The 17474-nt window shown below is 67.1% G+C and carries 20 protein-coding genes and 1 pseudogene; 13 read left to right on the top strand and 8 right to left on the bottom strand.

Annotated features, from left to right (window positions below):
- Positions 1–8 precede the first annotated feature (8 nt).
- Positions 9–842 (top strand): pyrroline-5-carboxylate reductase, encoded by an 834-nt coding sequence (gene proC, locus F1C58_RS01290; protein ID WP_185202253.1) that lies wholly within the window; start codon positions 9–11, stop codon positions 840–842.
- 5 nt (positions 843–847) lie between these two features.
- Here proC and F1C58_RS01295 read toward each other — a convergent pair whose 3' ends face one another.
- On the bottom strand, positions 848–1522 hold the full coding sequence (locus F1C58_RS01295; protein WP_255461197.1) for a TrkA family potassium uptake protein: 675 nt from the start codon (positions 1520–1522) through the stop codon (positions 848–850).
- Complete coding sequence (locus F1C58_RS01300; RefSeq protein ID WP_185202254.1) at positions 1512–2936, bottom strand: TrkH family potassium uptake protein; 1425 nt, start codon at positions 2934–2936, stop codon at positions 1512–1514. The genes F1C58_RS01295 and F1C58_RS01300 overlap by 11 nt, the downstream gene beginning before the upstream one ends.
- Positions 2937–2995: 59 nt before the next feature.
- On the opposite strand from F1C58_RS01300, the gene F1C58_RS01305 reads away from it, so the two are divergent.
- From F1C58_RS01305 to F1C58_RS01315, 3 genes are all read left to right on the top strand, one after another.
- Positions 2996–3529, top strand: coding sequence for a helix-turn-helix transcriptional regulator (locus tag F1C58_RS01305; protein WP_185202255.1), 534 nt, complete (start codon positions 2996–2998; stop codon positions 3527–3529).
- Positions 3530–3680: 151 nt separating this feature from the next.
- Positions 3681–3875: a helix-turn-helix domain-containing protein gene (locus tag F1C58_RS01310; RefSeq protein ID WP_185202256.1), complete on the top strand. Its 195-nt coding sequence runs from the start codon at positions 3681–3683 to the stop codon at positions 3873–3875.
- Between the two features lie 573 nt (positions 3876–4448).
- Positions 4449–4547: a 30S ribosomal protein bS22 gene (locus F1C58_RS01315; protein ID WP_003792170.1), complete on the top strand. Its 99-nt coding sequence runs from the start codon at positions 4449–4451 to the stop codon at positions 4545–4547.
- Between the two features lie 52 nt (positions 4548–4599).
- On the opposite strand, the gene F1C58_RS01320 is transcribed toward F1C58_RS01315, so the two are convergent.
- Entirely contained in the window at positions 4600–5379 is a 780-nt protein-coding gene (locus F1C58_RS01320; RefSeq protein ID WP_185202257.1) for an HAD family phosphatase, read from the bottom strand.
- 72 nt (positions 5380–5451) lie between these two features.
- Between F1C58_RS01320 and F1C58_RS01325 the strand changes: the two genes are divergently transcribed.
- Positions 5452–5718: a glutaredoxin family protein gene (locus F1C58_RS01325; protein WP_185202258.1), complete on the top strand. Its 267-nt coding sequence runs from the start codon at positions 5452–5454 to the stop codon at positions 5716–5718.
- Between the two features lie 3 nt (positions 5719–5721).
- The gene (locus F1C58_RS01330; protein ID WP_185202259.1) at positions 5722–6021 is read left to right on the top strand and encodes a Dabb family protein; all 300 of its coding nucleotides are present in this window, start codon (positions 5722–5724) and stop codon (positions 6019–6021) included.
- Positions 6022–6070: 49 nt separating this feature from the next.
- On the opposite strand, the gene F1C58_RS01335 is transcribed toward F1C58_RS01330, so the two are convergent.
- Together F1C58_RS01335 and F1C58_RS01340 are read right to left on the bottom strand one after the other, a co-directional pair.
- Positions 6071–6631, bottom strand: a complete 561-nt coding sequence (locus tag F1C58_RS01335; RefSeq protein WP_185202260.1) for a hypothetical protein — start codon at positions 6629–6631, stop codon at positions 6071–6073.
- 87 nt (positions 6632–6718) lie between these two features.
- Complete coding sequence (locus tag F1C58_RS01340) at positions 6719–6901, bottom strand: YegP family protein (RefSeq protein ID WP_185202261.1); 183 nt, start codon at positions 6899–6901, stop codon at positions 6719–6721.
- Positions 6902–7122: 221 nt separating this feature from the next.
- Here F1C58_RS01340 and F1C58_RS01345 point away from each other — a divergent pair, with 221 nt between their 5' ends.
- The 7 genes from F1C58_RS01345 (at position 7123) to F1C58_RS01380 (ending at position 14508) form a co-directional block, all read left to right on the top strand.
- Complete coding sequence (locus F1C58_RS01345) at positions 7123–7761, top strand: histidine phosphatase family protein (protein WP_185202262.1); 639 nt, start codon at positions 7123–7125, stop codon at positions 7759–7761.
- Positions 7758–8348: a TlpA disulfide reductase family protein gene (locus tag F1C58_RS01350; RefSeq protein WP_185202263.1), complete on the top strand. Its 591-nt coding sequence runs from the start codon at positions 7758–7760 to the stop codon at positions 8346–8348. The genes F1C58_RS01345 and F1C58_RS01350 overlap by 4 nt, the downstream gene beginning before the upstream one ends.
- The gene (locus F1C58_RS01355; RefSeq protein ID WP_255461198.1) at positions 8348–9103 is read left to right on the top strand and encodes a cytochrome c biogenesis CcdA family protein; all 756 of its coding nucleotides are present in this window, start codon (positions 8348–8350) and stop codon (positions 9101–9103) included. Before F1C58_RS01350 ends, F1C58_RS01355 begins: the two co-directional genes overlap by 1 nt.
- Positions 9087–10772, top strand: a complete 1686-nt coding sequence (locus F1C58_RS01360) for a cytochrome c biogenesis protein ResB (protein WP_185202264.1) — start codon at positions 9087–9089, stop codon at positions 10770–10772. The genes F1C58_RS01355 and F1C58_RS01360 overlap by 17 nt, the downstream gene beginning before the upstream one ends.
- Entirely contained in the window at positions 10769–11737 is a 969-nt protein-coding gene (gene ccsB, locus F1C58_RS01365; protein ID WP_370543677.1) for a c-type cytochrome biogenesis protein CcsB, read from the top strand. The genes F1C58_RS01360 and ccsB overlap by 4 nt, the downstream gene beginning before the upstream one ends.
- 17 nt (positions 11738–11754) lie before the next feature.
- Positions 11755–12510, top strand: coding sequence for a DUF952 domain-containing protein (locus F1C58_RS16870; protein WP_219732012.1), 756 nt, complete (start codon positions 11755–11757; stop codon positions 12508–12510).
- 180 nt (positions 12511–12690) lie between these two features.
- A complete protein-coding gene (locus F1C58_RS01380) occupies positions 12691–14508 on the top strand; it encodes a DUF2207 domain-containing protein (RefSeq protein WP_185202265.1) in 1818 nt (605 codons plus the stop codon).
- A 45-nt stretch (positions 14509–14553) separates the two neighbouring features.
- On the opposite strand, the gene F1C58_RS01385 is transcribed toward F1C58_RS01380, so the two are convergent.
- From F1C58_RS01385 to F1C58_RS01395, 3 genes and pseudogenes are all read right to left on the bottom strand, one after another.
- On the bottom strand, positions 14554–15087 hold the full coding sequence (locus tag F1C58_RS01385; RefSeq protein WP_185202266.1) for a MarR family winged helix-turn-helix transcriptional regulator: 534 nt from the start codon (positions 15085–15087) through the stop codon (positions 14554–14556).
- Between the two features lie 54 nt (positions 15088–15141).
- Positions 15142–16181, bottom strand: a pseudogene (locus F1C58_RS01390) (LLM class flavin-dependent oxidoreductase).
- Between the two features lie 195 nt (positions 16182–16376).
- Positions 16377–17357 (bottom strand): o-succinylbenzoate synthase, encoded by a 981-nt coding sequence (locus F1C58_RS01395; protein ID WP_185202267.1) that lies wholly within the window; start codon positions 17355–17357, stop codon positions 16377–16379.
- Positions 17358–17474 lie beyond the last annotated feature (117 nt).

A 17474-nucleotide genomic window follows, 5' to 3' on the forward strand; every position in this document is an offset into this window, starting at 1 on the left:
ATGAGGTGATGAGCACCCTTCCGTCCATCGCCATTCTCGGAGCCGGTTCGATGGGGGGAGCGATCCTCAGCGGACTCCTCGCACCGTCGATCACCGTCGAGGACGGCATCCGTGTCACCAATCGCACCGAGGCCAAGGCCGCTGCCCTGCGGTCGGAGGCCGTCACCTCCTTCGCCCTCGAAGTCGATCCGACCGCGAATGTGACAGCGGTGACCGGGGCGCGAATCGTGCTCGTCGGGGTCAAGCCGGCGATGGTGCCCGACCTGCTGCGTGAGATCGCTCCCGCGCTCGCCGAGGACGCCATCGTCGTGAGCGTGGCTGCGGGAGTGACGACGGCCACGATGGAGGCTCTGGTGTCGCAGGTGGTGCTTCGGGCGATGCCCAACACGCCCGCGCTCGTCGGCAGAGGGGTCACCGGCGTCAGCGCCGGTTCGCGCGCGACGCCGGAGGATGTGGCGCTCGCGCTCACGCTGTTCGACACGGTCGGGCAGGTGCTCGAGATCCCCGAGTCCAAGATCGACGCGCTCAGCACGATCTCTGGATCCGGCCCCGCCTACGTCTTCTACCTGATCGAGCAGCTCACCAAGACTGCCGTGACGCTCGGATTCACCTGGCAGGAGGCCGCGACGATGGTGAACGGCACCTTCCTCGGCGCGGCGGAGCTTCTCGAGGCCTCCGGCGAGGACCCTTCAGAGCTTCGTCGCCGGGTCACCAGCCCGAAGGGCACGACCGAGCGAGCGATCTGGGAGCTGGAGAAGGCCGACCTGTCAGCGGTCTTCGACCGCGCGACTGCCGCGGCGCTCGCCCGCGCGCACGAGCTGGCGGCCCCGCCGGTCGGCTAGCGCCACTACTTCTCCAGGTTCGCGAATTTCTCGATATCGGCGGAGTTGCCGCTCACAATGATCAGGTCGTGGTCGGAGACCACCGTCTCCGCCGTGGCGTAGGTGAATTCCTGGCCGGGCGTCTTCACCCCGACGACGGTGATCCGGAACTTGCGGCGCACCCCCGACTCGGAAAGCGCCACACCGCGAATCGGCTTGGGCGGATGCATCTTCACCATCACGAAGTCGTCATCGAACTCGATGAAGTCGAGCATCCGTCCGGAGACGAGGTGCGCGGCCCGCTCACCGGCTTCGAGCTCGGGGAAGATCACGTGATTGGCCCCGATCCGCTCCAGGATCGTGCCGTGGGACTTGCTGATCGCCTTCGCCCAGATCTGGGGCACGCCGAGGTCAACGAGGTTCGCCGTGATCAGCACGCTGGCTTCGATGGATGACCCGACCGCGACGACCGCGATGGAGAAGTCCTGCGCTCCGATCTGCCGCAGGGCGTCGATGTTGCGCGCATCGGCCTGGACGGCGTGCGTCACGACCTCCGACCAGGTCTGCACGAGCTGCGGATCGGTGTCGATCACCAGCACATCGCGGTCGAGTCGGATCAGCTCGCCGGCCGCAGCCGTGCCGAACCGCCCGAGTCCGATCACGAGCACGGCGGCGTTGGCCGGAATGGAATCAACCGACAATGGGCCTCTCTTCCGCTCGGTGGAACAGCTGTCGTCGGGTGCTCGCGGCGAGGGCCGCGGCGAGTGTCACTGTACCAACGCGCCCGAGGAACATCGTGGCCGCGAGCACGTACTTCGCCGCGTCCGGGAGATTCTCGGTGAGGCCGGCGGAGAGCCCGCACGTCGCGAACGCCGAGATCACATCGAAGAGCACGAAGTCGAGACGCTCGCCGGTGAGCTGCAGAACGACGATCGTCGAGACGGCCACCGTGGTTGCTCCCCAGAGCACCACGCTCACGGCGATGCGCACGACATCGGTGGGGATGCGGCGTTCGAAGGCCTCGACCTCGCTGTTGCCTCTGGCTTCGGCGAAGGCCGCGAGGAACAGAACAGCGAGGGTCGTCACCTTGATGCCGCCGGCGGTGGAGGCCGAACCCCCGCCGATGAACATGAGCATGTCGGTGACGAGCAGGCTCGATCCATTCAGCTGGCTGATGTCGATGGTCGCGAAGCCGCCCGAACGGGTCATCACCGACAGGAAGAGAGACTGCAGCACTCGCTGACCGCCGTCGAGGCCACCGAAGGTGTGCGCATTGGCGAACTCGAGACCGAAATAGGCAAGCGCTCCGATCACGAGGAGGATTCCGCTCGTGACGAGGGTGAGCTTGGCGTGCAGGGACCAGCGCCGGGGCTTGCGCAGGCCGCGCGAGAGCACGTAGATCACGGGGAAGCCGATGCTGCCGAGCAGTACTCCGAGCATGAGCACCCCGAGGAACCAGAGGTCGTGGGCATACGGGGCGAGGCCTGTGGTGAGGGGAACGAAACCGGTGTTGGTGAAGGCCATCGCCGCGAAGTAGATCGACTGCCAGATCGCGTCGGGAAGGTCGACTCCGCCGAGAAGGATGCGAGGAAGGAGCGCGACGGCGATCACCGCTTCGATCACGAGAGTACTGATGGCGACGGTCGCGAGCAGTCCGCCGATCTCCCCCAGCCGCACCGCCTGGCCCTCTGCGATCGGGCCCCGCTGGATCCGCAGCGGATTGCTGTCACTCGCGACCATCAATTTCGCTTTCAGGCCCAGCTTGCGCGAGATGACGAGCCCAAGGATCGACGCGAGGGTCAGTGCCCCGACCCCGCCGATCTCCACACCGACGAGGATGACGCCGTTGCCGAAGGCGCTCCAGTTGGTCGCCATGTCAACCGTCGTGAGCCCCGTGACGCAGACGACCGATACCGCAGTGAAGAGGGCGTCGGCGAAGCTGGTTCCGGATGGCGCGGCCGTCGCCACCGGCAACGACAGCAGTGCGGTGAAGACGATGATCAAGCCGATGAACACGCCGACGGCGAACCGGGCCGGTGATGCCGACGCGAGATCTGTGAACGAATCCCGTGCCCGACCGAGCAACCCGGCGCGCACAAACGGTCTGGTGGCCATCAGTCCCCTCGCGACAGGTAGTCATGGTACCCCCGTGCCGTGCCGGGTAGCCTGTCGGAATGGCTGACATCTTTGACGTAGTTGCCGACGCGACCCGACGCGACCTCCTGCGCGTGCTGCTCGACCGATACACGGCATCCGACACCGCGCACGGACGAGCCAGTGCGGGAGAGATCAGTGTGGGCGAGATCGTCGAGAAGCTCGGGCTGAGCCAGCCGACCGTGTCGAAGCACCTCAAGGTGTTGCGGGATCACGACCTGGTGACGGTGCGCGAAGAAGGCCAGCATCGCTACTACAGCCTCGACACGAGCCCGCTCGAAGACCTCGAGGATTGGCTCATCCCCTTCTTGAGCGCGGACTTCGATGGAGGCATCGACGAGGGCTCGACCGTGTTCGCGGCGTGGTCGGGCGTGCAGGTGCCCGAGCCGTTCCGGCGTGCGGCGGAGACGCTGCAGCATCCGACGGATGCGGGCACCGCTCTGGGTCGCCGGGCGGCCGAAGCGAGCATCCGGCTGCAGGATGCCCAGCACGATCTCGAGCGCCGGGTGATCGAACCGATCAAGAAGAAGCTCGGCCGACAAGGCGATCGCTAGGCGGTTCGGCAGCCCCGCGCGGCGCGCCCGAACTGGGCTGTTGCCAGCGAGTCACATTAGCCCCTACAGTTACCGATTAGCACTCCAGTAACACAGGCGATCGAGTGTGTCTGTTCCCAATATCGCTGGAACCTAACAAGGGGCACCCGACATGGCACGCGATCTCTCCGAGGTGCGCTTTCTCACGGTGGCGGAAGTCGCCGACATGATGCGGGTGTCGAAGATGACGGTCTACCGTCTCGTGCACGCGGGCGAGCTGCCTGCGATCCGCTTCGGCCGCTCCTTCCGGGTGCCGGAGTCCGCGGTCGTCGCGGCCATCGACACGCCGATCTCCGACGTCGGTTAGCCCGCGCCGGTCCCCATTGCTGCGTCCGACCCCATCGGTGGGTCGACCGTGTCGCTGCGTCGACCCCGTCGGTGGGTCGATGGTGGACGCGGTCGATCCCGTGGCGGGGGATACGCCGGTTCGCGGCGGTCCCGTTGCGTCCGGGCGGGGGTTACGACTCCCTCCGCGAGGTGTTTTCCCCGCCGCGACGCCCGCGCCGGTCTCCATCGCTGCGTCCGACCCCATCGGTGGGTCGACCGTGTCGCTGCGTCCGACCCCGTCGGTGGGTCGATGGTGGACGCGGTCGATGCCGTGGCGGGGGATACGCCGGTTCGCGGCGGTCCGGCTGCGTCCCGGCGGGAGTTACGACTCCCTCCGCGATGTGTTTTCCCCGCCGCGACTCCCGCGCCGGGTATCGGATGCCCGCCGCGACTCCCGCGCCGGGTACCGGGCACCCGCCGCGACGCCGCCGGCGGACCACCGGATTCCCCGCCGGTTAGCACGTCGACAGCCGGACGGCTAAGATAGCCCGAGGCAATTTTTCCGTGGTTCTGATCGAACCCGGTCGTCTTCCGAACAACAGTTGAGGTCTTTATGGGTTCCGTAATCAAGAAGCGTCGCAAGCGCATGGCGAAGAAGAAGCACCGCAAGCTGCTTCGCAAGACTCGTCACCAGCGTCGCAACAAGAAGTAGCGTCGTGTGAGGGGCCGCGCCCCGTGCGTGACCCGACTACCGAGCGCCAGGCCTATCCGGCTTGGCGCTTTGTGTTTTCCGCGCGCACGGCGCGGCCCTCGCGACGAACCCGACGCACTGCGGCACGGATGCTCGCGGGGTCGAGGCGCATGATCGGCCAGTCGTGGGTGCGCGCGTGTGCGGCGAGCGCGGCATCCGGGTTCACGACTATGCGATTGCCCACCAGCTCGAGCAGGGGGATGTCGTTGCGGGAATCCGAATAGGCCCAGCAGTCCGCCAGATCCGCTCCGAGCGACGTCGCGAGTTCCTCGGCCGCGATCGCCTTGCGGGCGCCGTGCAGCACCGGACCATCGAATTCGCCGGTGAGTTTGCCATCCTGGGCCCTCAGCATCGTCCCGAGGGCGCCGGTGAGGCCGAGCCGACGGGCGATCACCGCAGCGATGTCGACGGGCGCGGCGGTGATCAGCCACACCTCGTGTCCTTTGCGGATATGCTCACGGGCGAGTTCGACCGTCTCCGGCCAGAGCCGCGACTCGATCTCACGCTCGTACACATCGTCGGCAAGCGTGGTGAGTTCGTCGGCGGGAAGCCCCTTCGCTAGCCCCAGGGCACGTTCCTGCGCGCTGGCGAAGTGCTTGACGTTCTCGCCGACCGTCACGAATCGCAGCTGGTGCCATCCAAAACTGAGCAGGTCGCGCACGCCGACATGGCCGCGCTTCCAGGCGGCGCGGCTCACGTGATACGCGCTGGCGCCGTGCAGCAGGGTGTTGTCGACGTCGAAGAACGCGACGATCGGGCGCGCGGACGCCGATTCGGGCTGTGAGGCTGGCATGTCGCACCATGCTACGCGGGAGTTCTGAGCCAATCGCCGCACGGCCTCGCGCAACGCCGATACTGTTGAATCGTGTCCACGGCAGCCATCACCCTCATCGGTAAACCGGGCTGTCACCTGTGCGATGTCGCTCGCGAGACGATCGGCACCGTCATCGGGCAACTCGAGGCTGACGCCTCTGCTCCCCTCATCACCCTGGAGGAGCTGTCGATCTTCGATGACGAGGCGCTGCTCGATCGCTATGCGGACGAGATCCCCGTCGTGTTGATCAACGGGCGCGTTCACAACATCTGGCGCGTGGATCCCGAGCGGTTGCGCGCCGCCCTACTGGAGGTCTAGAAGATGCTCAAACACGTCGTGTCCTGGAAGGTCGCGGATGCCGCGAGCCCCGAAGGCCAGGAGAAGATCGCCTCGATCGTCGCGGGCCTCGAGTCGCTCGTGGGGGTTGTGCCGTCGATCCGCGCGCTGAGCGTGGGGCCGACGGTGGTGACCAGCCCCGACCACTGGGATCTCGCCCTCATCGTGGACTTCGACGACGAGGTGGGCCTGGAGGCCTACCAGGTGCACCCGGAGCACCAGAAGGTCGGAGCCTTCATCCGCTCCCAGATCACGGCGCAGGCCTCTGTCGATTTCCTGGTCTGACGGCGACTTCCTGGTCTGACGGCCACTTCCTGGTCTGAGACCTCAGGCTCTAGCGGTTCTTGGCTGCGGCTTCCGCCTCGGCGCGAGAGTCGTAGACGGGCTCGTCTAGCACGTACACCAGGTCTTCGTTCGGAGCGACGAGCAGCAGGTCGGTCTCCTCGTCGGCGGCCTGGAAGTCGGCGGAGACCAGCAGCTCGTTGTTGAGATGCACCGTGAGGATGCCGCTTCCGGTCTCGAGCGACGCCACCTCGAGCGCGCTCACCGGCTTGCCGCCGGCCCGCTCCAGCAGCGCGGAGACCGCAGCGCCCACGCCCGTACCCGCCGCGAGGAACGCCTTCTCGTCGATGACGGTGTAGTCGTAGCGGGTGCGCACGGTGAAGGTGAGCTCCTCCGCGTCATTCTCTTCGTCTTCGTCCTCGTCGTCATAGAGATCGTCGAGCGCCTCGCCGTATGCACCGACCGCCTCCCAGAGCTCGCGGTCGACCTCGACCGCGTCATCGTCCTGGTCCGCGCCGGAGGCCAGGAGGGCGATATGGGTCTCGAGGATCGTCTGCAGGTCGCGGCCCGCTTCGATGGCGGCCTGGCGGGGGTCGGGGGCGTCGTTGTTCATGCAGGTCACGGTAGCAGGCACGCCCCCGCACAGCACGGATGCCCACGGCCTTAGCCGCGGGCATCCGCTATTAATCAGGCGTGGCGGTTACTCGATCTCGACGACCGGGGCGTCTGCCGCGTTCTTCTTGATCGACTCGATGCCGTTCTTCGCGCCGGCCTTGGAGGTGTAGCCCTCCGAGGACAGCGCGATGACCTCTCCGTTGCCGGCCTTGAGGCGGAAACGGTATTCGCCGCCCTTGTCGGTGTAGAGCTCGAACTTTCCAGCCATCAGGATGCCTGCTTTCTCGTCGGGACGGGCGACCTTGCCCGCGTCAGGAACAACTCTAGAGACGGGGTCGAATTCGGTCCAGAGTCGAATTCTCGCGCCGTCCTGGCCCGTCGCGCCGACCCGGCAGCCCCGAGGCGGTGGACCGGATCGGGGCGGCGCAGAGACGCTTCCCGCCGTCGTTCACGGGAATCCCGCAGCAGCGCAAAACGTAGACTGGGCCCGTGGCTGCATCCCTGATCCACCTCGTCCGGCACGGAGAGGTCTATAACCCGGAGGGCATCCTTTATGGGCGGCTGCCGGGCTACCACCTTTCGGAGCTCGGGCAGCGGATGGCGACGGCCGCAGCAGGACAGCTGGCCGGTCATCCGATCGCGGCGCTCTACGCCAGTCCGCTGCAGCGCGCGCAGGAATCCGCGGCGCCGTGGGCAGAGCGGTTCGGCCTCGACATCGTGACCGACGAGCGCCTGATCGAGCCGACCAACCGGTTCGAGGGCAAGAAGTTCGAGTTCGGCCCGGCGGTGCTCACCAAGCCGAGCATGTGGCGTTGGGTGATCAACCCCTGGAAGCCCAGCTGGGGCGAGCCCTACGTGAGCGTCATCGATCGGATGATGTCCGCGATCGGCGATGCGTGGGATGACGCGGACGGCGGCGAGGTCGTGATGGTGAGCCATCAGATGCCCATCGTGATGGTGCAGCGATTCGTCGCCCGGAAGCGGCCGTTCCACGACCCACGCGAACGACGCTGTCACCTGTCGAGCATCACGACGCTGCGCAAAGAGGGCGACTCCTTCGTCGAGGTGGGCTATCAGGACCCCGCGGCCGAGCTGTTGGCCGGATCGACAGACACGGGTGCGGTGTGAGAGCGCGCATCCCGGTGGTCGTGGCGCTCGTGGTCGCAGCCCTCGCTCTCAGCGGCTGCAGCTCCGACTCGCTCGCGAAGGACTACGGCAACGGTGGCGCAAACTACACTGACGACTCCGGGTTGCCCGTGCAGATCCCCGCCGCCAAACGCACGACACCGATCGACTTCACCGGCACCACCGTCGACGGCAAGACGCTCACCGTCTCCGATGACCGCGCCCCGGTTACCGTCGTCAACTTCTGGTACGCGAACTGCGCGCCGTGCCGGGCAGAGGCCCCTTTCCTGCAGGGGCTGTACGAGAAGTACCAGTCGGACGGCGTCAAGTTCATCGGCGTGAACATCTTCGACCAGTCGCCGGGCGCCCTCTCGTTCGAGAAGACCTACAAGATCACCTATCCCTCGGTGATGGATGTCGACAGCGGCGCCGCACGGATCGCCTTCGCCGGTGCCGTCGCCCCTACCGCCACCCCCACGACCTTCGTGCTGGATGCCAAGGGTCGCATCGCCGCCCGCATCGTCGGCCAGCTCGAGTCCCAGTCGATCCTCAACACCCTCATCTCCGACACGCTCGCCGAGAGCAAGTAGTGGACATCAGGGATCTGATTCTGGAGGGCAACCTCGGATTGGCGCTGCCCATCGCGCTGCTGGCCGGGCTCGTCGCCTTCGCCTCTCCGTGCGTTCTTCCGCTTCTGCCGGGCTACCTCGCCTACATCGGGGGATTCGCCGGCAGCGCGGAGAAGAACGTGCATGGCGCGCGGCAGCGCGGGCGCCTCCTGCTCGGCGTGGCGCTGTTCGTGCTCGGATTCAGCGTCGTCTTCATCACCCTCAACCTGATCGCGGCTGCCGCCGGGGCGCTGTTGATCCCCTGGCTCGGACTCATCACCCGCATCGCCGGGGTCTTCCTCATCCTGATGGGGCTCGTCTTCGTGGGGCAGTTCACCTTCCTCCAGCGTGAGTTCAAGCCCCGGTGGCGCACCACCACCGGACTCGCCGGCGCTCCACTGCTCGGTATCGTCTTCGGCCTCGGCTGGGTGCCGTGCATCGGACCGACCCTGGCCGCGGTGCTCTCGTTCAGCATGGGGAGCGGCAACGCTTGGCGCGGGGTGCTCCTCGGCGTCGTCTACTGCCTCGGCCTCGGCATCCCCTTCCTGCTCGTGGCGCTCGGCCTCGACTGGGTGACCGGCTCGGTGGCTTGGCTCAAGCGCCACATCCGTGTGATCAACATCATCGGCGGATCGCTGCTCATCCTGATCGGACTGCTCATGGTCTCCGGTCTGTGGCAGATCATCGTCAACCAGCTGCAGGGGGTGATCGTCGGAAATTATGAGTCGCCCCTCTGATCACATCGATTCCCCTGCCCCCGCCCCCCGCGACGGCATCACCCAGCCGAAGCTCGGCCCGATCGGGTACATCCGCTTCTTCTGGCGGCAGCTCACGAGCATGCGAACCGCGCTCTTCCTGCTGTTGCTGCTGGCGATCGCCGCGGTGCCCGGATCCGTCTTCCCCCAGCGCAGCTCCGACCCCAACGGGGTGACGCAGTACTTCAGCAACAACCCCTCGGCAGCGCCGGTGCTCGACAAACTGCAGCTCTTCGACGTGTACACCTCTGCGTGGTTCTCGGCGATCTATCTCCTGCTGTTCATCTCGCTGATCGGGTGCGTCATCCCGCGCACGATCCACCACGCCAAGGCCCTCGCGTCGCCGCCGCCGAAGACTCCCGCGCGACTCGAGCGCCTCGGTGCGTTCAGCGCATTCGAGATCGAACCGGATGCCACGGGCCCCACTCTCACGGCCGCCTCCGCCGTCGATTCCGGCCGCGCCGTGCTGCGCAAGGCGGGGTATCGCGTCAAGCTGTTCGACGGGCGCGGGCCAGACGGCCCCGAGTTCTCCGCCTCAGCAGAGCGCGGTTACCTGCGGGAGACCGGCAACCTGGTGTTCCACATCTCCCTCATCGGCATCCTCCTCGCCGTGGGAGTCGGTGGCGGTGTCGGCTATACCGGCCAGAAGGTGCTGGTGGTCGGGCAGGCCTTCGCCAACGTGCGCCTCACCTTCGACTCCTTCACCAAGGGACGCTTCTTCTCCGACAGCGACCTGCAGCCCTACCGACTGCGCCTCGACAAGTTCGCCGTGAAATACGAGGAGCAGAACGACAACGCCCTCGGCCAGCCGATCGACTACACCGCGGATGTCACGACCTTCGACTCCGCGGGCAAGCCCACGAAGGCCGTGGTCAAGGTCAACGACCCGCTGCGGCTCGGCGGCAACGACATCTACCTGCTCGGCAACGGGTACGCGCCCTGGATCACCGTGAAGAATCCGGCGGGCAAGGTCGTCTACTCCGAGCCCGTGCCGTTCCTCGCGCAGGATGCCAACCTCACCTCGCTCGGCATCATCAAGGTGCCAGACGGTCTCGCCTCGCAGCTCGGTATGCGCGCGTTCTTCTACCCGACGGCCGCCGAGAGCTCGGATGGCGTGCTCGGCTCGGTCTATCCCGACCTGCGCAACCCCGTGCTCTCGCTCGTCGTCTTCAAGGGCGACCTCGGCATCAACAAGGGCGTTCCGAAGTCGGTGTTCGTGCTCGACACCGACAAGATGACCCCGCTCGCCGGACCGGGCACCGCCGACGGCACCTCGGCACTACGACTGAAGCCGGGCGAGACCGCGAAGATCCCCGGGGGCCTCGGTTCCATCACCTTCGAGAACAAGGCGCCAGCCTCGGACAAGGCCGACCTGTCGAAGAGCGTTCAGCGCTTCGTCTCCTTCGACGTGCATCGCGACCCAACACAGGGCTGGGTGCTGTTCTTCGCCATCTGCGTGCTCGCCGGTCTGCTCACCTCGCTGTTCATCCCGCGTCGCCGCCTCTGGATCAAGGTGATCGAGCTGTCGGGTGGCCGAATGAGGATCGAATACGCCGGACTTGCCCGCGGCGAAGACCCGACCCTGGAGGCCGCGGTCACAGCCATCGCCCAGCGTCACTCCCAGCAACTCGGGCTTAGGCTGGATCCGTGACCTCTGCTGCCCTCGCGTCGTACTCCCTCACCGCGGTCTACTCCGCGATGGGCGTCTACCTCTTCGCCTTCATCGCCTTCACTCTCGACCTGGCGAAGCGTTCCGCGGAGTCCCCGTTGGCCGTCGTCGCGTCACCGGTGCGTGTGGGCCAGATGTCGCGCGTGGGAGGCACCGCGGTTCTCGATCGGGCCCCGGTCGCCACGGCTCCCGTTCGTCGCCCCAACCGGTTCGAACGGGCCGCTTTTGCGCTGACCATCCTGGCGTGGGTGCTGCACGTCGTCGGCACCGTGTTGCGTGGCGTGGCTGCCCACCGGGTGCCCTGGGCCAACATGTTCGAGTTCAGCCTCACGGCATCCGCCATCATCGTCGGGGTGTTCATCGCCGTGCAGGCGTGGCAGAATCTGCGTTTCCTCGGGGCGTACATCACCGGGTTCTCGCTTATCGTCCTCGGCTTCGGCACCGTCGGTTTCTACGTGAATGTGGTGCCGCTCCCGCCGGCCCTGCAGTCGTACTGGCTCGTGATCCACGTCTTCGTCGCGACCCTCGGAACCGCGTTCTTCGCCATCGGCGCTGGGCTCTCGCTGGTGCAGCTGATCCAGACCCGGCGCGAGGCGAAGCAGTTCTCCGGCCTCAAGTTCCTCGACACGATGCCGGATGCCGAGAAGCTCGAGACCCTCGCCTACCGCGTCATCGTCGTCGGCTTCGTCTTCTGGACCTTCACCCTCATGGCCGGCGCGATCTGGGCCGAGCACGCGTGGGGCCGCTACTGGGGGTGGGATACGAAGGAGGTCTGGACCTTCATCATCTGGACCATCTTCGCCGGCTACATCCATGCCAGGGCGACCCGCGGCTGGCGCGGCAGCCGATCCGCGTACCTCGCGATCGTCGGATTCGCCGCGGTGATGTTCAACTTCACCATCGTGAACCTGTTCTTCAAGGGCCTGCACGCCTACAGCGGCCTGTAACCACGGGCGGGCCGTCGATGTCACTGCTGCACATCGCGCACGTCACCGACTGGAGCGCGGCCGCCGTCACGGGAGAGTACCGCGTGTCCACACGCGGGGCGTCGCTCGAGCAGGTCGGCTTCATCCACGCGTCCTCCTCCGCACAAGTCGCCGGGGTAGCGGATTTCGCCTACCGCGACGATCCGGAGGGGCTCGTCGTGTTGGTGATCGACGACGAGGTGCTTCGTGAGGCCGGCATCGCCGTGCGCTACCAGGACGGCGGCAACGGCACCCTCTTTCCCCACATCTTCGGGGCCCTCCGGCCCGAATTCGTGACCGAGGTGCGCCCGGCGGGCTTCGTGAACGGGGTGTTCGCCTGGTTGCGGGAGGGCCGCTCTGTGGACTGTGAGAGCCTTGAGGGTTTCGAGGGCACGATCGCCGAGACGGATGTCGCGGGGGCCGTCGCCGCGGAACGGCGGCTGCTCGATCCAGCGGTGCGTCGCGATCGCGCCGCCGTCGACAGCCTGCTCGCCCCGGAATTCAGCGAGATCGGACAGTCGGGGCGACTGTGGGAGCGAACGGAGCTCCTCGACGCGATCGTCGAGTTCGAGTCATCCGCGGGCCTGCTCGTGACCGAGCTGGAGGCGCGGGTTCCCGCACCGGACTTAGTGCTTCTCGGCTATGTATCGACCGTCGGCGAATCGCGTGTCCGCCGATCGTCGTTGTGGCGGCACGCGGCGGATCGCTGGCGTGTGGAATTCCACCAGGGCACCCCGCTCAGCAGGTCCGTCTAGGGGCGCCGTCCGAGCGCGTCGGGGGATCCGTGAGATCCCCGGAAACGCCTGTGGTCACGGAGAGCGGACCTCGCGGCACGGATGTAGTCGCTTGTGCTCACCCCACGTGTCCAGGAGGCAGACCCACCCCGAGCGCTCAGAGTCGCAGAACGGACGCCACCCTCGCCTACGCTGGGGCACATGAGGCGCCTCCTTCTCGTGACCGCGGTATCCGCAGCAATCGCGCTCGGGCCGATCGGGGCGGTGAGCCACGGGTCCGCAGCGCCCGCGACGGCCAGTGCTGCCATCGGCATCGCGTCGGGAGTCGACGATTTCGCGTTCGACAGTTTCGACGGCGACTACACGCTCGCTCGCGACTCTGCCGGCCGCTCCACCCTGACGACCGTCGAGACGCTGGTCGCCCGCTTCCCGGCGTCCGATCAGAACCACGGAATCCGCCGGGAGCTCATCGACGATTTCGACGGGCATCCCACCGACCTCAGGGTCACATCGGTGACGGATGAACAGGGCCGACCACGCGCGTACAAGACCTCCTCGAATGACGGCGTGCTCTCGGTGACCGTGGCGGACCCCGGTTACGTGCACGGGGTGCAGACCTACGTCATCAGCTACACCTCGCACAACGTGACCCGGTATTTCGCGGACACGAAGGCCGACGAGTTCTACTGGGACACCAACGGCACGGGCTGGAAGCAGCCCTTCGCGAAAGTCTCCGCCGAGGTGCATCTGCCGACGGACCTCGAATCGCGGCTGTCAGGGCGAGCGGATGCGGCATCCGGTCTCGAGGGAGCGAACGGCCCGGCGACCATCACGAAGACCGACGACGGATTCGCGGCCTCGGCGACCGACCTCGAGCCGGGGGAGAACCTCAGCTTTGCGATCGGCTTCGAGCCCGGCACGTTCACCCCGCGCGACGACTCGTTTCTGTCTGCGCCGTGGCCGAGCCTGTCACTTCTCGGCACACTCGCCGCACTCCTCGTGGCGGCCCGGGCCCTGTTCGTTCGTCGTACCCGGTTGAGGGATGCTCCCGGTCGCGGCATCATCGTGCCCGAATACCTGCCGCCGAAGGGCGCGAGCCTGCTCCTGTCATCACTGATCACGGCGACGACGGCGAAGTCCACACCGGCGCAGATTCTCGCCCTCGCCGTGGCGGGCAACCTGCGGATCGTCGAGGTCGAAGCATCCGGGTTCAGCCGTAAACCGGGCTACGAGTTGGAGTTCTCGACGGCAGAGGGAGCGGATGCCGACGCGACGGAATTCCTGCACGCCATCTTCGGGGACACTCTGACCATCGGCGAGCAGCGCGACCTCAAGAAGAACGACCAGAAGGCGGTCAGACGGCTCGCGGCCCTGATGAAGCGTGTCACAGCGGATGCCACGACCAACGGATACCGGCGGCGACGGCCGGCCGGCCTCATCGGGATGCTCGTGCTGGTGTCACTCCTCGTGTCGGCTGCGGGAGTCGCATTCGCCATCGTCTCCCTCGCCTCCGTGCACGGCAATCCGGTCTTGTCGGCTGTCTTCGCCGCCGTCTCGCTGGCCGCCTGCACAACGACCGTCGTGCTGGTCTCGCATGCGCCGCTGGAGGCCAAAGGCGCCGAGCTCCGGGAGTATCTGGCGGGCCTTCGGGAGTACATCTCGCTCGCGGAGGCCGACCGTCTCCGCTTTCTGCAGTCGCCGACCGGCGCCGAGCGCACCCCCGTCCGCAGCGACGATCGGCGCCAGATGGTCGCGTTGAACGAGAGGCTGCTGCCCTACGCGGTGCTCTTCGGAATCGAGAAGGCCTGGGCCGCCGAGCTCGGGAGGTTCTACGAGGAGACGGGCGAGCAACCGTCGTGGTACGTCGGGTCGGGCCCCTTCAACGCGGCGGTCTTCGCCGGCAGCATCGGCTCGGTGTCGTCGAGTGCGTCGTCTGCCTACAGCAGCGGCAGCGGCGGCTCCGGCGGCGGGGCCATGTCCGGAGGAGGTGGTGGCGGGGGAGGTGGCGGCGGCGTGTGATCGTCGCCTGGTCGAACGGTCGCCCGGTCGCCCGGTGTCAGCGGCTCAGTCGGCCGGCGTGAGCACCGCGGCGCACGCCGCGAGATCGGCACGGAAACGGGCGCGGCGCTTCTCGGGCACGGCGGCGAGCATCTGCTTCTCCACCGATCGAGCGACGGTGTTCGCCGCATTGAGGCGTTGGCGCCCCTCGGCGGTGAGGGTCGTGGGCAGTGCCCTGCCCTGCGGCGCGGTGTCGAGCCTGGTGACCAGGCCGCGGTCCTGAAGGCCGCGGAGCACGAGGTTCATCGATTGGCGGCTCACGAAAGCACCCCGGGCGAGGTCGGAGCTCGACATGCCGGGGCTGCGCCCCAGCAACTCGAGGCAGGAGTGCTGCGCCGCAGAGAGATCGAGGGGGCGCAAGGCCTCGGCCATCGTGCCGCGCAGGGCCGCTGCGGCATGCCGAAGCACGTAGGTGAGTGCCTCGTCGAGCACGCCGGTCAGCGCCGCCTCCGCCTCGGCCTTCTTGTGCGCCGGCTTCTTGGGGGAGGGGGCTGACTTGCCTGTCGGCTCGGACTTCGACTTCTTACCGTGTTTCGCCATGTCAGTAGTGTGACACTGGGCCCCGCTCACGGCTAGAGGGCGACGGACTCCCGGTCAGTGCTCTTCGGCGAGAAGCTCGCGCACGCGCGGCGCCACCACGGTGCCGAAGAGCTCGATGCTCGACATCAACTTCTCGTGGGCCAGGGTGCCGTTGGAGTATTTGAGGTCGAAGCGGTCGAGACCGAGCACGCGGGCGGTCGACGCGATCTTCTGCGCGACGGTCTCCGGCGATCCGACGTAGAGCGAGCCGGTGTCTGCCTCGTTTTCGAAGGACTCACGACTCATCGGCCCCCAGCCGCGCTCCTTGCCGATGCGGCTCATCATCTCGGAGTGGTGCGGCCAGAGTTCCTCGCGGGCCTGCTCGTCCGTCTCCGCGATGTGCCCGGGCGAATGCACCCCGATCTTCGGTGTCGGTAGCTCGAACTGGGCGAGGGCGCGGTGGAACAGATCGACATAGGGCGCGAAGCGGGCCGGCTCGCCGCCGATGATCGCGAGCATGAGATTGAAGCCGTAGCGGGCCGTGCGCACCACGGACTCGGGGCTCCCTCCCACGCCGATCCAGGCGGGGAGCAGGCCGTTCTCGACCACGGGATACACGGACTTGTCGACCACGGGCGCGCGGGTCGTCCCGGTCCAATTCACCGGGTTCTGCTGGCGAACGGCCGCGAAGAGCTCGAGCTTCTCCTCGAACAGGCGCTCGTAGTCGGCGAGGTCCAGCCCGAACAGCGGAAAGGATTCGGTGAACGAGCCGCGCCCCAGGATGACCTCGGCGCGCCCATTCGAGATGCCGTCGAGGGTGGCGAAACGTTGGAGACGCGGATGGGGTCATCCGATGACAGCACGGTGACAGCGGTGCCGACATGGATGCGTTCGGTCTGTGCGGCGATGGCCGCGAGCACGACCTCGGGGGCGGAGACGGCGAAGTCCTTGCGGTGATGTTCGCCGACGCCGATGTAGTCCAGTCCGACCCGATCGGCGAGCACGCCCTGGGCGACCAGGTTTCGCAACACCTGGGCATAGGGCACCGGCGTGCCGTCCGCCTCGTTGGTGACGTCACCGAAGGTGTCGAGTCCCAGTTCCAGTTGCGTTGCCATCAGTGTCTCTTCCCGTCCATGTGTATGCGTGTGCATAGATCGACAACGGTGGAACGGTAACCGATATTCCGAAGCTGCCCACACTGGCACGATGACAGGGTATTCGCGCAGCGCGGCGCCCGTCGCTTCCGTTTTCCGACGACGTCGGCGAGACGATCCCGCGGGGCTCCCGACGAACCGACGTCAGGCCGCCCGTCAGGATTCGAGCAGCGCCAGGCAGCGTTCCAGTCGGGCGTTCCACCACTCCACCCGGTCCGTCTCGGCGGCGTACCTGTCGAGCAGGTCTGCATCCGGGGTGACCCGGCGCACACTCACCAGCCCCTGCTCGGCAACGAGGGAGTCGGCGGTGACGTCTGAGGCGAGCAGGCTCACGGTCGCAAGCCCGCAGTCGTAGGCAAGTTCGGGAATAGCGGCGGCGAGATGCGCCCCCATCGAGATGCCGACGGAGGTCTCCAGGGCGCTCGAGACGACGACGGGAAGGCGGGCGGCATCCACGATCCGGAGGGCGGCGCGAATGCCACCGAGCGGCTGCGCTTTGATGACGAGCAGATCGGCGGCCCCGGCGGTGGCGACCTCCAGCGGGTCTTCCGCCTTGCGGACGCTCTCGTCTGCGGCGATGGGAAGGCCCATGTACTTGACCCTCTTGCGGATGTCGGCCAGCTCGTCCACGGTCGCACAGGGCTGTTCCACATACTCGAGATCGCTCGGAGCCAGGGCGTGGATGGCATGCTCCGCCTCATCCACGTTCCAGCCGCCATTGGCGTCCAGCCGGATGCGGCCCTCTGGCCCGAGGTATTCGCGCACGGCGACGACCCGCGCCACATCGTCGGCGAGCTGCTGCCCGGGCTCCGCCACCTTGACCTTCACCGTGCGGCAGCCGGGGAACCTGTCGAGGATCTCCCGCACGGCAGCCGGTGCAACGGCGGGGAGGGTGGCGTTCACCCGGATCTGGCTTCGGAAGAGCGCGGGTGCCTGCTGCCAGCCGAAATCGATGGCCGCGGCAAGCCACGCGGATGCTTCGTCGTCGCCATACTCGAGGAAGGGCGAGAACTCGGTCCACCCCGCTGGCCCTTCGAACAGCATCACCTCTCGACAGTCGATGCCACGGAACCGCTGACGCAGCGGAAGCGTCACGACGCGTGCGGAGGAGAGCATGTCAGGCAGCGATGGCAACATGACCACAGTCTGTCGCACTGTGGCTGAATGAGGCGGTCGTGATGTGTCTGCGTGGGAGAACCCTCCGTGTCTGCTGTCAGGGGTTGCGCAGGCCGCCAGAGTGCGGAAGCGTGGCCA

Origin of the sequence: Glaciihabitans sp. INWT7, assembly GCF_014217685.1 — a bacterium.
Taxonomy (GTDB): Bacteria; Actinomycetota; Actinomycetes; order Actinomycetales; family Microbacteriaceae; genus Lacisediminihabitans.

Coding starts and splice junctions, on each gene's coding strand:
- proC (WP_185202253.1), top strand. CDS start 9: ATGAGCACCCTTCCGTCCATCGCCATTCTCGGAGCCGGTTCGATGGGG.
- F1C58_RS01300 (WP_185202254.1), bottom strand. CDS start 2,936: ATGGCCACCAGACCGTTTGTGCGCGCCGGGTTGCTCGGTCGGGCACGG.
- F1C58_RS01305 (WP_185202255.1), top strand. CDS start 2,996: ATGGCTGACATCTTTGACGTAGTTGCCGACGCGACCCGACGCGACCTC.
- F1C58_RS01310 (WP_185202256.1), top strand. CDS start 3,681: ATGGCACGCGATCTCTCCGAGGTGCGCTTTCTCACGGTGGCGGAAGTC.
- F1C58_RS01315 (WP_003792170.1), top strand. CDS start 4,449: ATGGGTTCCGTAATCAAGAAGCGTCGCAAGCGCATGGCGAAGAAGAAG.
- F1C58_RS01320 (WP_185202257.1), bottom strand. CDS start 5,379: ATGCCAGCCTCACAGCCCGAATCGGCGTCCGCGCGCCCGATCGTCGCG.
- F1C58_RS01330 (WP_185202259.1), top strand. CDS start 5,722: ATGCTCAAACACGTCGTGTCCTGGAAGGTCGCGGATGCCGCGAGCCCC.
- F1C58_RS01335 (WP_185202260.1), bottom strand. CDS start 6,631: ATGAACAACGACGCCCCCGACCCCCGCCAGGCCGCCATCGAAGCGGGC.
- F1C58_RS01340 (WP_185202261.1), bottom strand. CDS start 6,901: ATGGCTGGAAAGTTCGAGCTCTACACCGACAAGGGCGGCGAATACCGT.
- F1C58_RS01360 (WP_185202264.1), top strand. CDS start 9,087: ATGAGTCGCCCCTCTGATCACATCGATTCCCCTGCCCCCGCCCCCCGC.
- F1C58_RS16870 (WP_219732012.1), top strand. CDS start 11,755: ATGTCACTGCTGCACATCGCGCACGTCACCGACTGGAGCGCGGCCGCC.
- F1C58_RS01380 (WP_185202265.1), top strand. CDS start 12,691: ATGAGGCGCCTCCTTCTCGTGACCGCGGTATCCGCAGCAATCGCGCTC.
- F1C58_RS01385 (WP_185202266.1), bottom strand. CDS start 15,087: ATGGCGAAACACGGTAAGAAGTCGAAGTCCGAGCCGACAGGCAAGTCA.
- F1C58_RS01395 (WP_185202267.1), bottom strand. CDS start 17,357: ATGTTGCCATCGCTGCCTGACATGCTCTCCTCCGCACGCGTCGTGACG.